The sequence below is a fragment of the Sphingomonas epibiotica genome (assembly GCF_039615155.1).
GTDB lineage: Bacteria > Pseudomonadota > Alphaproteobacteria > Sphingomonadales > Sphingomonadaceae > Sphingomonas.
The window spans coordinates 86,255-99,102 of record NZ_JBDGHY010000008.1 but is presented as its reverse complement, the minus strand read 5'-3'; the positions used below and the strand labels follow the sequence as shown (position 1 = coordinate 99,102).

Annotated in this window: 11 protein-coding genes; all 11 read left to right on the top strand. The window is 67.1% G+C overall.

What is annotated here, in order from left to right:
- The first annotated feature begins 35 nt into the window (after window positions 1–35).
- The 11 genes from AAIO73_RS16165 (at window position 36) to AAIO73_RS16115 (ending at window position 12,846) form a co-directional block, all read left to right on the top strand.
- Window positions 36–269 carry a hypothetical protein gene (locus tag AAIO73_RS16165; RefSeq protein WP_345879305.1) on the top strand — a complete coding sequence of 78 codons (234 nt, stop codon included), beginning with the start codon at window positions 36–38 and terminating at the stop codon, window positions 267–269.
- A complete protein-coding gene (locus AAIO73_RS16160) occupies window positions 266–3,775 on the top strand; it encodes a phage tail tape measure protein (RefSeq protein WP_345879303.1) in 3,510 nt (1,169 codons plus the stop codon). The genes AAIO73_RS16165 and AAIO73_RS16160 overlap by 4 nt, the downstream gene beginning before the upstream one ends.
- The gene (locus AAIO73_RS16155; protein WP_345879301.1) at window positions 3,775–4,368 is read left to right on the top strand and encodes a hypothetical protein; all 594 of its coding nucleotides are present in this window, start codon (window positions 3,775–3,777) and stop codon (window positions 4,366–4,368) included. Before AAIO73_RS16160 ends, AAIO73_RS16155 begins: the two co-directional genes overlap by 1 nt.
- Window positions 4,368–4,925, top strand: a complete 558-nt coding sequence (locus tag AAIO73_RS16150) for a hypothetical protein (protein ID WP_345879299.1) — start codon at window positions 4,368–4,370, stop codon at window positions 4,923–4,925. Before AAIO73_RS16155 ends, AAIO73_RS16150 begins: the two co-directional genes overlap by 1 nt.
- Window positions 4,922–5,371, top strand: coding sequence for a DUF6950 family protein (locus AAIO73_RS16145; protein WP_345879298.1), 450 nt, complete (start codon window positions 4,922–4,924; stop codon window positions 5,369–5,371). The genes AAIO73_RS16150 and AAIO73_RS16145 overlap by 4 nt, the downstream gene beginning before the upstream one ends.
- The gene (locus tag AAIO73_RS16140; RefSeq protein WP_345879297.1) at window positions 5,368–10,410 is read left to right on the top strand and encodes an RHS repeat domain-containing protein; all 5,043 of its coding nucleotides are present in this window, start codon (window positions 5,368–5,370) and stop codon (window positions 10,408–10,410) included. The genes AAIO73_RS16145 and AAIO73_RS16140 overlap by 4 nt, the downstream gene beginning before the upstream one ends.
- Complete coding sequence (locus AAIO73_RS16135) at window positions 10,407–11,012, top strand: hypothetical protein (RefSeq protein ID WP_345879295.1); 606 nt, start codon at window positions 10,407–10,409, stop codon at window positions 11,010–11,012. The genes AAIO73_RS16140 and AAIO73_RS16135 overlap by 4 nt, the downstream gene beginning before the upstream one ends.
- A 34-nt stretch (window positions 11,013–11,046) precedes the next feature.
- Window positions 11,047–11,298 carry a hypothetical protein gene (locus AAIO73_RS16130; RefSeq protein WP_345879294.1) on the top strand — a complete coding sequence of 84 codons (252 nt, stop codon included), beginning with the start codon at window positions 11,047–11,049 and terminating at the stop codon, window positions 11,296–11,298.
- 105 nt (window positions 11,299–11,403) lie between these two features.
- A complete protein-coding gene (locus AAIO73_RS16125; RefSeq protein ID WP_345879292.1) occupies window positions 11,404–12,162 on the top strand; it encodes an N-acetylmuramoyl-L-alanine amidase in 759 nt (252 codons plus the stop codon).
- Entirely contained in the window at window positions 12,159–12,611 is a 453-nt protein-coding gene (locus tag AAIO73_RS16120) for a hypothetical protein (protein ID WP_345879290.1), read from the top strand. Before AAIO73_RS16125 ends, AAIO73_RS16120 begins: the two co-directional genes overlap by 4 nt.
- The gene (locus AAIO73_RS16115; protein ID WP_345879289.1) at window positions 12,559–12,846 is read left to right on the top strand and encodes a hypothetical protein; all 288 of its coding nucleotides are present in this window, start codon (window positions 12,559–12,561) and stop codon (window positions 12,844–12,846) included. Before AAIO73_RS16120 ends, AAIO73_RS16115 begins: the two co-directional genes overlap by 53 nt.
- The last annotated feature ends 2 nt before the right edge of the window (window positions 12,847–12,848 follow it).

Here is a 12,848-nt window from a genome sequence, read left to right as displayed (position 1 = left end):
ATAGCTACTGGCGGTCGACGCCGCGTCTGCTGACGATGATCGTCGAGGGCAAGCGGCGGAAGGCCGAAGCCGACCACGCGGACCGCGCGTGGACGGCATGGACGATCGCCGCGCTGACCAGGGCGAAGCGCATGCCGGCGCTCGCCGATCTCACCAAACCCAAAAAACGCACCCCAAAACGCCGGGCGATGTCCGGCGACCAGATGCTGACGATCGCGCGCATGTGGTCGGCGGTGGCGGGACCGGAAAACGACAAGGAGGTCACATGAGCGCAGACGCAGTTGTCGGCGCCCTTCGCGGCGTCCTTGTCCTCGATACCGCCGACTGGACGCCGGCGATCAGTCGGGTACGCAGCGACCTCGGCACGGTCGCGACCGCATTCGAGCAGCTGCGTGGCAAACTCGACAATATAGCCGGGTCGACGCAGCGACTTGGACTTAGCATCACCGCCGGCCTGACGGTGCCGCTGGCAACGCTCGGGGCGGCGGCGAACAAGACGGCGTCGGGTTTCGAGGCGTCGATGAAGCGCGTCGAGGCGGCGCTGAAGGGCGTGTCCGGTGGCGAGCTGAAGGCGCTGTCCGACCAAGCGCGATCGCTGGGCCCGGCGGTCGGCAAGGGCGCGACCGAAGCGGCCGACGGCATCGAGGCGCTCGGCCTCGCCGGCGTCGCGACGGCGGACATCCTTGGCGGCGGTCTGAAGTCGGCGCTCGATCTCGCCGCCGCCGGCGCCGCGCCCGTCGCCGATGCCGCGTCGCTGGTCACCGACGTCATGGGCCAGTTCAAGGTGAAGGCCGACGAGCTGCCGATCGCGGTGCGCAATGTCGTGGGCGCGCTCGATGCGTCGAAGTTCGGCTTTATCGATTTCCAGCAGGCGGTGGCGCAGGGCGGCGGCGTCGCCGCGTCCGCCGGCGTGTCCTTCTCCGACTTCGCGACGGCGATCGCCGCGACCAGCACGCAGTTCAGCAGCGGGTCGGACGCCGGCACGTCGTTCAAGACTTATATCCAGAGCTTGGTGCCCGTCTCGAAAGAGGCCGAGCGCGCCATGAACAAGCTCGGTATCAATTTCTTCGACCTGAAGACCGGGCGCATGAAGCCGCTCGCCGAACAGGCCGAGATCCTACGCAACGCGCTGATCGGGCTATCCGACCAGTCGAAGACCGACGCGCTGAAGACCATCTTCGGGTCGGACGCGGCGCGGACCGCGATCGGCCTCATGGAGCAGGGTCGGCAGGGCATCGTCGACCTGCAGGGGACGATCGCGGGCGGCGACGTCAGCGGCAAGATTTCGAAGCGTCTGGAGGGCGAGGCCGCCGCGACGCAGCGCATGGCGAATGCGTTCGAAAGCCTGAAGATCTCGATCGGGGAAGCCGGGCTGACCGCCGCCATGACCGCGATCAAAAGCAGCTTCGCATCGGTGCTCGAATCAATGGCGGGCGCCAGCCCGGCGGTGCACAAGGTCGGCGTTGCCTTCGGCCTGCTCGCCAGCGCGGCCGGGCCGCTGGTGCTGATGCTCGGCACCATCGGCAAGGTGATCATCGCAAAATTCGCTTCGGGCTTCGGGATGATCGGCCGCCTGATCGGGCTGATCGTGTCGCCGGTGACGACGATCATCGGCCTGCTGGGCGAGGTCGGCCTGCGCGGCGTCCTGACCATGCTCGGCCGCGCGATGCTCGGCGTTACCGGCCCGATCGGGATCGCGGTCACCGCGTTCCTTGTCTTCAAGGACTATATCATCGACGCGCTGGCGTTGGTGTGGAAGAGCCTGAGCGAGACGCTCGGCCCGCCGCTGTCGGCGATCATGGACAAGTGCCAGGCGATCTTTGCCAAGCTGTCGGGCGGCGCGATCGGCAGTGCCTTCTCGACGCTGATGGGCTGGCTTGGCGATCTGCGCGATTTCCTCGGTACCGGCCTCGCGGCGGGGATCGTCGTGTCGGGTGAGATCATCGAGCGGACGCTGGGCGTGATCATCGCCGCGTTCGGTGGACTGGTCGACGTCGTCAGCGGCGTCGTCGACGTGATCTCGGCATTGCTGGCCGGCGACTTCTCCGGTGCATGGCAGGCGGTCGTCGGTATCATCGAATCAGTATGCGGCGCGATCGTGGACATGGCGGCCGCGCTGGTGCCCGAAGTCGGGACCGAGCTGCAGCTGGTCTATGCCGCGGCTAAAGCGTGGCTGGGCGACGGCTTCGCGAGCATCGGCCAATGGTTCGCCGAGACGGTCCAGACCGCGGTCAACTATGTCGCCAACGCCTTCCCGACCGTCGTGACCGCCGCCAAGGGGGTGTACGAAGGAGTGAAGGGCTGGCTCGTCGACAAGTTCGGCGGGCTGATGACCTGGATCGGCAACGCGGCGAAATGGATCGGCGACAAATATGCCGCGCTGAAGGAACGGCTCGGGCTGGGCGGGGTCGGGCAGGATGAGACGCCGGCGGCGCCGGCCGCGCCTGCTGCTGGAGCCGCGCCGCGCGTGTCCGCTCCCCCCGGCACCCGCACCGTCAGCTTCGACGATCCCAAGGCGCCGAAGAAGGCGCGCAGTGCGCGCGAGGGCAAAGGGCGCGACACCAGCCACGATCAGGAAAACCGCGAACAGCTGGCGCTGCAGGTCGAGCTTGAGGCCGCGCGCGAGCGGGGCGACAAGGCGGCCGAACAGCGGCTGCAGGATCGCCTCGCGCTGTCGCGCCAGATCGAGGCGTACACGCGCGCTGGCCTGACCGTCGACCAGGCGCGGGTCGCTGCGAGCCGCGACATGGCGGCGATCGCGGCGGCGCGCGCGGAATCGTCGGCGCGCGAGATTGCCGACCAGCAGGCGTCAACCGCGATCGAGGTCGCCCGTCTCGGCCATAATCAGGCACTGGTCGAAAGCCTCGAGCGGCAGGCCGAGCTGAAGCGCCGGATCGCCTTCTATTACGAGCAGACCAAGAACCTGGCCGAGGCGACCCGGCTTGCCGAGGCCGACCAGGTCAAGATGGACGAGGCGCGCGCGGCCGTTCGCAAGGAATGGTTCGAGGTCGACCAGCGCGAGCGTGCGGTCGACCTCGCGCGTGCCCGGGGCGACAGCGAGGAGCGCATCCGGCTGCTTCAGCGCGAGATCGATGTGAAGAAGCGGGCGCGTGAGCTGGAGAACCAGGGCGTCGACAGTGCCGAGGCGGCGACGCGCGCAGCCACCGAATGGGACGAGGCGGACAAGGCGCGCATGACGGGCAATTTCCGCCAGACCTTTAAGGACGGGGTGCGCGCTGCGCTGGACGGCAATCTCGGCGACTTCTTCAAGAACTGGTGGAAGGATCGGATGGCGAAGGGGATGGAGGACGCACTCAACTCGCTGTCCGACGTCATCGCCGGCCTGTTCGACAAGCTGAAGGGCGGCACCGGCGGCGCGGGCGGCGGCAGCTTCTGGGATACCATCGGCAGCGTCTTCGGCTCGCTCACCGGCAAGGGCAAACCGTCGTTCGGCGGCGGGTCGACCGGAGGTAATGATCCGGTTCTCGGGCCGATGGATTTCCCCGGGTTTCGCACCGGCGGTTCGTTCACGGTCGGCGGCATGTCGGGCGTTGATGCCAACCTGGTCGCCTTCCGCGCGACGAAGGGCGAAATGGTCGATATCCGCCGGCCGGGGAACGACAACCGGTCGCTCCCGACGATCGTGCAGCTGGTGGTCGGTGAAGGGCAGACCTTCGAACCGCGCGTCCAGTCGATCAGCGGCGACGTGTCGGTGCGCACGACCCGCGCATCGAACCGCCGGGCTTCGCTCCAGGCACGGCAAAGCCTCGGCTGATGCTGTTGCTGCCGAACAACATCGCGCCGAGCGGCGCCACCCCGGCGCTTGTCGATCGCGGTGGCGTCCAGCGCGGCGCGAGCGCGCTGCGCGTCAACCGCCTGGGGTCACATTACCGGATCTCGCTGACCCTGCCGCCGCTCAATGACGCCGCCGGCGCGGCGATCGTCGTGTCGCGGCTGATCCGGGCGAAGCGGCAGGGCCTGCGCGTGCCGTATCCACTGCTGTCGGTCGACCAGTCGGGGTGCGGGACCAGCGTCGTCGTCGACGGCGCGGGGCAGACGGGCGGTTCGATCCAGGTGCGGGGACTGCCGCCGTTCGCGGTGGTGCGCGAAGGGTTCTGGTTCTCGATCGAGAGCAGCAGCGGCCAGCATTACCTGCACAACAGCGGGTCGGAGGTCACCGCCGGCGTCGACGGCCGGGCGACGCTGTCGGTCGCGGACACGATGCTTCGGCGGTCGTTCGCCGATGGCGCGCGCGTCCATCTCGCCCGCCCCATGATCGAGGGCCTGATCGAAGGCAGCGAGCAGGAATGGGACCTCGCGGTCGACCATAACACCCGCATCGCCTTCGTGCTCGAGGAGACCGCCTGATGGAACGGGTCACCCTCGTCGGGCTGCTGAAGCTCGAATTGCCCGGCCGCGACATCCTGTTGTGCGATGGCGGTGTCGTTCCGTTCGACGGGCAGCTGTACCAGTCGTCGGACGACGTTTTCGGCACCGTTTCGATGTTCGAAGCGCTGACCGAGGGCACCGGCGACGAGCTGCCTGCCGGTACCATCACTTTCCTGCCGCGCGACGTCGCCGGCGCGGTCGAGCTTTCGCAGCCCGCCTATCAGAATTCGCGCCTGCGCATGTGGATTGCGGAGGTCGACGAAGCGTCCGGCCGGATCATCGGTCAGCCGGACCTGATGGCCGACTGGCAGACCGACAAGACGGTGCTGCGCAGGGCGACCGGCACGCGGGCGCTGGAGATCGGGTGCGTCACCCGATCGCAGCGGCTGCTGATCCGCAACGACGGCAACGCGCTGACCTCGCCCGCGCACCAGCGCGTGTTCCCGGGCGAACGCGGCTTCGACAACGCGGTCGGCATGGACATCGAAATTCCGTGGGGCGTCGTGTCGCCCCCTCGGGGGGTGCAGCGCGCATGATGAACCTCCACACCCGCGCCGAGAAAACGTCCGAGGTGATCGCCCGATTCCGCGCGCGCTCGTTCTCTTGGGGGCGCGGCGGGACCTGTATCCACCTCGCGCGGGCGCAGATGCGGGCGCTCGGCCACCGGCCGCCGACGATCCCGCGTTTCTATTCGGCGATCGGCGCTGCCAAGGCGCTCCGCGCAACCGGTCACCCGGATCTCACCAGCCTGCTCGATTCGATGCTCCCGCGCATCGCGCCGGCGGCGATGTGGATCGGTGACCTGGCGCTGATGGAAAGCGGCGACGAGGATCCGTTCGACGCGATCGTCATCGCCACCGGCCAGACGGGCTCCGGCCCGATCGGCGGCGGACAGTTGGTCGCCGGCTATCATGCCGATCACCTCGGCACCGGCATCGTCAACATCATCCCGCAGGCGTTCAAGGGCGCGTGGCGGCTATGAGCGCTGTCGCCAAGTTCATCGGCACCGTCGCCGGCATCGCCGCGCTGATCCCCGGGCCGCACCAGCCCATCGCTGCGGCCGTCGCGGTCGCCGCCAACGTGACCGCGCAGCTGACCGCGAAGAAGCCGCCGGCGATGACCGGCAGCGTCAACCGCGTCAGCATCGGCGCCAACCAGCCCAAGCCGTATCTGATCGGTGAGACCTATTACGGCGGCAACCGGATCAACCACGAGGGGTTCGGCGGCAAGGTTTCGAAGGTCAACAACCCGTACATGGTGCTGGTCGACGTCTATTCGGGCGCCGGCCCGATCGAAGGCTTCGTCGCACCCTATCTGGACTTCGTGCCGGTCACCCTGAACGGGAACGCCGCGACCGGCTATGCCGCCAACCATCTTTACGTCTATCACCAGCTTGGCCGCACGCCCGAACCGGCAGCGCTGTCGACGCACTGGAACGGCGCGCAGACCTGGGGGCCGCAGCACAAGCTGTCGAGCTTCGCCGCCATCTCGTGGTGCCTGCGCTTCGACGAGGACGGCAAGCGCTTCGCCGCCGGCACGCCGCAGACCGGCGCCGTGTGGCGCGGCGTGCTGGCCTATGATCCGCGCAAAGACAGCACCTATCCGGGCGGGAGCGGTCCGCATCGCTGGGCCAGTCCGACCGACAAGGTCGCCTTCGCCGCCGCCAAGGCGACGTGGGAATGGTCGCGCTGCCCCGGGCTGCAGGGCCTGCGCTATGCGCTCGGCACTTGGGAGCGCGACGAGAACAACGCGGACGCGACCTATCGGAAGACGTTTGGGATCGGCATTCCGCTCGACGGCATCCGCGTCGCCGATTTTGTCGCACTGGCGAATGTCTGCGATGCGAATGGTTGGTACGTGGATGGCGTCATCCACGAGCCGGGCAATCGCGACGATAATCTGAAGAATATCCTGATCGCCGGCGGCGCCGAGCGCTGCTGGATCGGCGGCAAGCTCGGGCTGAAGCTGTCGGCGCCGGGCGTCGCCCTCGATACCATCTCCGAATACGACCTCGCGACCGACGACGTCGAGGTCGGCGCGATGCAGGGCTGGGAAAGCCGGCTCAATACGATCATTCCGAAGTACCGGTCGGCCGCGCACAAATGGGAATATGTCCCGTCGGCCGCGGTGACGATCGCCGGCTACCTTGCCGAGGACGGCGAGGAGAAGGCCGAGGAGCGGCAGTACAACCTCGTCCAGTCGAAGGACCAGGCGGCGCAGCTTGCCGCGTACGAGCTGCTGGACGCCCGCGAGCTGGGCGAGATCGTGCTGACCTGCAAGCCGCGCCTGCGACGCTATGGCGCGGGCGACCTGCTGATCGTGCATCTGCCCGACGACGGCCTGGTCAATCAGCCGTGCGTCGTGCTGAAGCGCACCTTCGATCCGGTCTCGATGACGGTCGAGCTGATCCTGCGCGGCGAAACCGCGGCGAAGCACGACTTCGCGCTCGGCCGCACCGGCACCGCACCGGCAACGCCGCGCCTGACCGGCGGCGAGATCTTCGACGACGTCGCGGTCGACACGCGCCTGGTCGGATCGAACGGGAGCAACGGGGCCGACGCACCGCTGCTGATCACGCAATGGTCGATCGACGGCACGACGAACTGGCACAACGAATACCAGCTTGGCGACCGCTATTTCCGCATGTCGAATGACGGCGGGAATGTGTTTGGCCCGGCCGTTCTTGCGGTCGGCGAGGATGGCAGCGACGGTGTGCGTGGAGCCGATGGCGGATATGTCGACAGCCGTTTCCGCCATCGTTCCGTCGTTCCGACGACGCCTGCCGGTACCGCGCCTCTGCATTGGTACGATGCGCCGACGCCTACCGCGTTTCAGGATATCGTCCTACGCGGCCGCGATGCCTATCCGAGCGGGGATCAGTGGCTGGGCGTTCAGCCTGGCGAGGTCTACCGGGTCACTGGCTCTGCGAACGCATATGAAACGAACGCTCGAGGCAATCTCGGCCTGAACTTCGCGAGTAATCCGAACGACGGATCGACGTTCGATTGGGTGGCCGCCGGCGGGGCGAACGCAGGTACCGCTGCCGACGTCGACGGGTATATCGTCGTGCCGCCGGGCAAGACGTTCATGCGTCCGTGGGGGCAGATCGACGCCGTCGACAATTTCGGCGTGTTCGCGTTCCACTACAAGCTGGAAAACCCGCCGCCGCTGTTCCTGTCGCGAGCCAAGCGCTTGGCGGACGGCAGTCTCGACAGCGCCTGGTCAGCTCCAGTGCGGATCAGCGGCGAGGACGGCAAGGAAACGCTGTCCGCCTACCTGACCAACGAAACCTTTTCCCACCCGACCGACGCCAACGGCGCGCCGACCTCGATCACCGGTGGGATCGGCGACGGGCAGATGAAGGTGTTCCTCGGCAGCCGCGACGTGACGTCGCTTTGCACCTTCACGGTCCAGCAACCCTACTGGCTGGGCGTGACCGTCGACGCCGCTGGCAACTATTCGGCCAACTATCTCGGCAACGACCAGGGCTATGCGTTCGTCATCGCCGTGTTCCAAGGGCGCGCGATCGCCAAGCAGCTGAGCGCGACGCGGACCAAGACGGGTGCGACCGGCCCGAACATTGTCCTGACGGCGTCCGACCAGTCGTTTACGCTCGATACGGCCGGAGCAATCAAGGCGAAGACGGTCCGCCTGACTGCGACTGCCTTCAACACCACCGCCGGTATCGAGTGGGCGGTTTTCCGTGCGGATGGACATGCGTTCATCGATTGGACGGATGCACCGTCGCTTGCGTCGATAGGCTGGGTCTCATCGCACCTCGACTATAACAACGTCCTGCTCAACGAGGACACGTTCAACTTCCTCGCGAACAATTACGGCGAGACGATCACCTATCGCGCGCGGCTCGCCGGCAGCGACGTCACCGACAGCGTCTCGATCGTGCGCCTGCGTGACGGCGCGAAGGGCAAGGACGGGGTTGACGGCGTGCCCGGCGTCAAGGGCGCGGACGGTACGACCAACTATCTCTATTTCGCTTATGCGAATTCAGCCGATGGCTCGGTCGACTTTACCACCGGATCTCCGGTTGGGCGTGCCTATGTCGGCTTCGGTACCGGCACTTCGCCCACCGAGCCAGACAGCCCGATCTACTACGCCTGGACGCCGTATCGCGGTCCGGCGTTCGGTCTGACCGGTGCCGGGGTGGCGATCGCGGGATCGCAGATCACGAAGACGAATCCGTTCGACGATTGGAATTCGGGCGCCTACTCGACCACAGGATTTTCCGGCGGCGCGGTCGCAACGGCACGAGCCGGGCAGACTGACCGGGCTGTGATGTTCGGGCTTAACAGCGATCCCGCAGCGAACGACAGCTTCGACACGATTGACTATGCCTGCTTCCTCGCTGGCGACGGGATCTGTCGCATCTACGAGAATGGCGTCCATATTGATGAGTATGGCGCCTATTCGACCGCTGATACGGCACAGGTTAGCTATGACGGCCGCTTCATCCGATACACCCTCGGCACCCGTGAATTGCGCAAGATCGCGGCACCGGCCGACCTAACGCTCTATTTCGATTGCTCGCTCTACAATCCGGGCGCGAAGCTGACCGACATCACCTTCGCAGCCGCCGGCAAAGCGGGTGCGGATGGCGCGGCCGGTCGGAACGGTACGGACGGTGCACCGGGGCAGAAAGGCGCGGACGGTCGGACTTCGTACATCCACTACGCCTATGCCGACAGTCCCGATGGCTCGGTCAACTTCAACGCCGGTCGGGTACCAGGCGGCCGCGCATGGCAGGGCAGCTATTCGGATTATACCGAGGCGGACAGCCTCAATTTCCGGGACTACACCTGGATCCCGTACAAGGGACCGCCCGCATTTGGCTTGGCCGGCAGCGGCGACGTGTTCGTCGGCGGCAACTCGCTGATCAAGCAGGGCAGCGGCGGATGGAACAGCGGCGGCGGATACTCGACGGAAGGGTATGTCGGCGGCGCGCAATGCAGCTTCAGCGCGCAGAATGTCAGCGAGCTGATGGCTGGGCTCAACAGCGATCCGACCGCGGATAACAGCTACGCCTCGATCGATTACGCCTGGTACCTGATCGGAAACGGCCAAGCCCATATCTACGAGAGCGGCAGTCCCGTGGGGCATTTCGTTTCGGGGTACGGCAGCGGTACGTTCCAGGTCGTCTACGACGGCCGGACCGTCAAATACCTCTACAACGGGGTCGTCTATCGCACCGTCGCGACGACCGCCGATCGACTGATGTATTTCGATGCGGCAATCGCCGGAGGTCCCGGAAGCCGCATCGACAACATCGCCTTCCTCGCTGCCGGCAGAGCGGGCGCGGACGGTACCAACGGCACGAACGGCACGGACGGCCGCAACGGCACCGATGGCCGGAACGGCACCGACGGCAAAGATGGCGCGCCAGGGCGAGACACGATCGTCTATTACCAGGACGCGCAACCCACGAACCCCGTCTTCAACGATACATGGGTGACCCGGACCGCGCCGCGGATCTGGCGGCGGTGGAACGGCGGCGGATGGGAGCAGATCCTCGGCACCGTATCCGCGCTGGAGATCATCGACAGCGCCTACATCGCCGACCTCGCTGTCGGCTCCGCCAAGATCGCCGAGCTGTCGGTCGGCACGCTGAAGATCGCCAACCAGGCGGTGACGTCTAACGTCGCCGTCTCGGGTGGCAGCGAGGAGGCCAGCAACGGCGAGGTCCGGATCGCACAGTCCGCCTCGCTGAGCGCGACCGGGCTTGGGTACACGCGGGTCGATATCCAGTACGAGACCTCGGTGTCCGCGGGCACGAGCGCGGGTGGCGCTGAGATGTACCTGAACCGCACCCAAGGCGGCCAGACCGTGCGGATCGGAACCCCGATCACCGTCAGCACGGCCAGCGCCCGCGCGCCTTACTCGTTCTGGTTTCTCGACAGCCCTGCAGCCGGCCAAGTCACCTATGACCTGGTCCTCAGCACGTCGGGGGGGACCCGTATCTACTACGTGTACCGGGCGAGCATCGCGGTTTCGGAGTTCAAGAAGTGAAGCGTTACGCAATGGTCCGGCAATCCGATTCAGTCGTGCGCCGCATCGTCAGCGCCGACGATCTGGATACGTTGATGATGAACTGCCCGGCGGACTGTGATCCGATGCCGTGCCCCGATACAGCCGTCATGCCGGACGACTGGCAATTCGGACCCAGCGGCTTTGCGCCGCGCTCGATGACGGATCCGACACCGGCCGTATTGCGCGCCGACCTGATCGCCAAGGTCAAGCAGGACGCCGAGGATTGGCGCATGCGCTATATGTCGCCTGGCGGCGCCAAGAAGGCGGTCTATTCGATGAAGCAGGCCGAGGTTGAAGCGTACAATGCCCTCGCCACGACCGCGGTCGGACGCGTCCAGGCGCTGCTCGGGCTGACGCCGGTGGCCCGCGGCCGACGCTTCCGGTTCGCCTTGGCTGAAGCGACGGCGCGCGGCGAGACGGACATTGCCAAGACGATCGACCGGTATGCAGCCGGCGCCGACGCATCGAACGCTAGTACGGCACGGATCGAGGCGATCGAACAGGTGACTGTCGAGAAGCTGCTGGCAGCGAAAACGCTCGCCGAGATGCGCGCCATCTACGCCGCGGTGAAGTGGCAGTGATCAGTCGCGGCTGACCCATACCGAAGGAATTGCGATGACCGACACGACGCCCTTGCCGGCGCCGCGGTGGCTGGCGTGGATGCCGGCCGCTTCGGTTGGCGCACTCATCGCCGGCGCGCTGCTGACCGGCGGCGGGTACATTTCCAAGCTCGACGAGCAGGGCCGCCGCATCGCGGTGCTGGAGGAAATGGCGAAGCAGCAGCAGGAAATCGACAAGCGGACCACGCGGATCGAGGCGAAGCTCGACGTCCTGGTCCCGCAGCACGACCGGGAGGCAAGGCGATGATCGACGGCGGACTTTTCCTCATCCTGGTCGGCGCGCTGCTGCCGATCGCGCAGGCGGTCGTGGATACCATTCGCGGCTGACGCCGCCCTTTCCAGAGGAATTCAAATGCTGACGTCGCTCCTTACCCGGGGGCGCGTGCTCGCGCGCGCGCATTCGGTCCGTATCGCCGTGGTCGGTGCCCTGGTGTCGCTGTTCGCGGCGATCGATCCGGTCTCGCTGCAGGCCGCATGGCAGTCGCTGCCGCCCGAGGTCGTCGCCTTCATCCCCGCCCGCTTCCAGGAATGGATCGGCGGCGCGCTGTTCGTCCTGGTGATCATCGCCCGCGGCATGCCGCAGCCGGCGGTTGCAGAACGGCTCGGCCTGCTGGGCGGGGCGGTGCCGGCGTGGCTGCGCGCGGTCCGCACGCCGATCAATCGTGCGATTACCGGCATCGTCGTGCATTGCTCGGCGACGCGCGAGGGGCAGTCGGTCGACGCAGCCGAGATCCGCCGCTGGCATCTCGCCAAGAAATGGTCGGACATCGGCTATCACTTCGTCATCCGCCTCGACGGCACGATCGAAGTCGGCCGGCCGCTGCGCACCGCCGGCGCGCATGTCGAAGGGCATAACCGCACAACGGTCGGGATCTGCTACGTCGGCGGCGTTGCCAGCGACGGCAAGACGCCGAAGGACACCCGCACCCCGGCACAGAAGGCGGCGCTGCTCGACCTGCTGCGCGCGCTGAAGGCGGAATATCCCACGGCAAAGATCTGCGGTCACCGCGACCTCTCGCCCGATCGGAACGGCGACGGTCGCATCGATAAGAACGAGTGGGTGAAGGCTTGCCCGAGCTTTGACGCTCGCGGCGAATACCTCTTCCTGTGATCGCTCGGCTCGCCAAGCTGGCGATCGGCTTCGGGGTTCCGTCCCGGGCCGCGAAGCCGCTGGCGATCGCCGCGGTGGTGCTGGCGATCGGCGGCGCGATCTGGCTGGCGATCGCGCTGATCTATCGCTCCGGCCGGACTGCCGGCGGCGCCAGCGCCAAGGTCGCGATCGGCGAACAGCATCGCCAGCGCACTGCCGAGGCGCGCGGTGACGAGCGCCTGGCAGCGGATGTGACGACGGCGATCGCCGACCGGACCGTGCGCGCGGACGCGCTGTCCGAGACCCTTCTCCGCCACACCATCGAGGATCTGCGCAATGCGATCGATGCCATGCCGCCGGCTGTTGCCGGCGCTGCTCCTCCTGTCGTGCCTGTCGACCGGCTGCGCGACGACCTCAATGCGAGCATCGCTCGCGCGAACCGAACGGCCGAAACTGCCGGCGCTCCCTGAAGCGCTGACGCGGACCGAGACGATCAAGCCGCTGACGGCACCGCAAACCGGCGAGCTGGTCTCGGTCCCGAAAGCCTTCCTCGCCGAGCTGCTGGAGCGGTTCGCCGAAGCCGTCGCGGCCATCGGCCGCGGGAACGGCCGCGCCACCGCCGTCCGCCACGAGCGGACCTGCCTCGACGCCATTCTGAGCACCGGCACCGCCCCTGCCGGCTGCACCACCGATCAGCCGCGCTGATC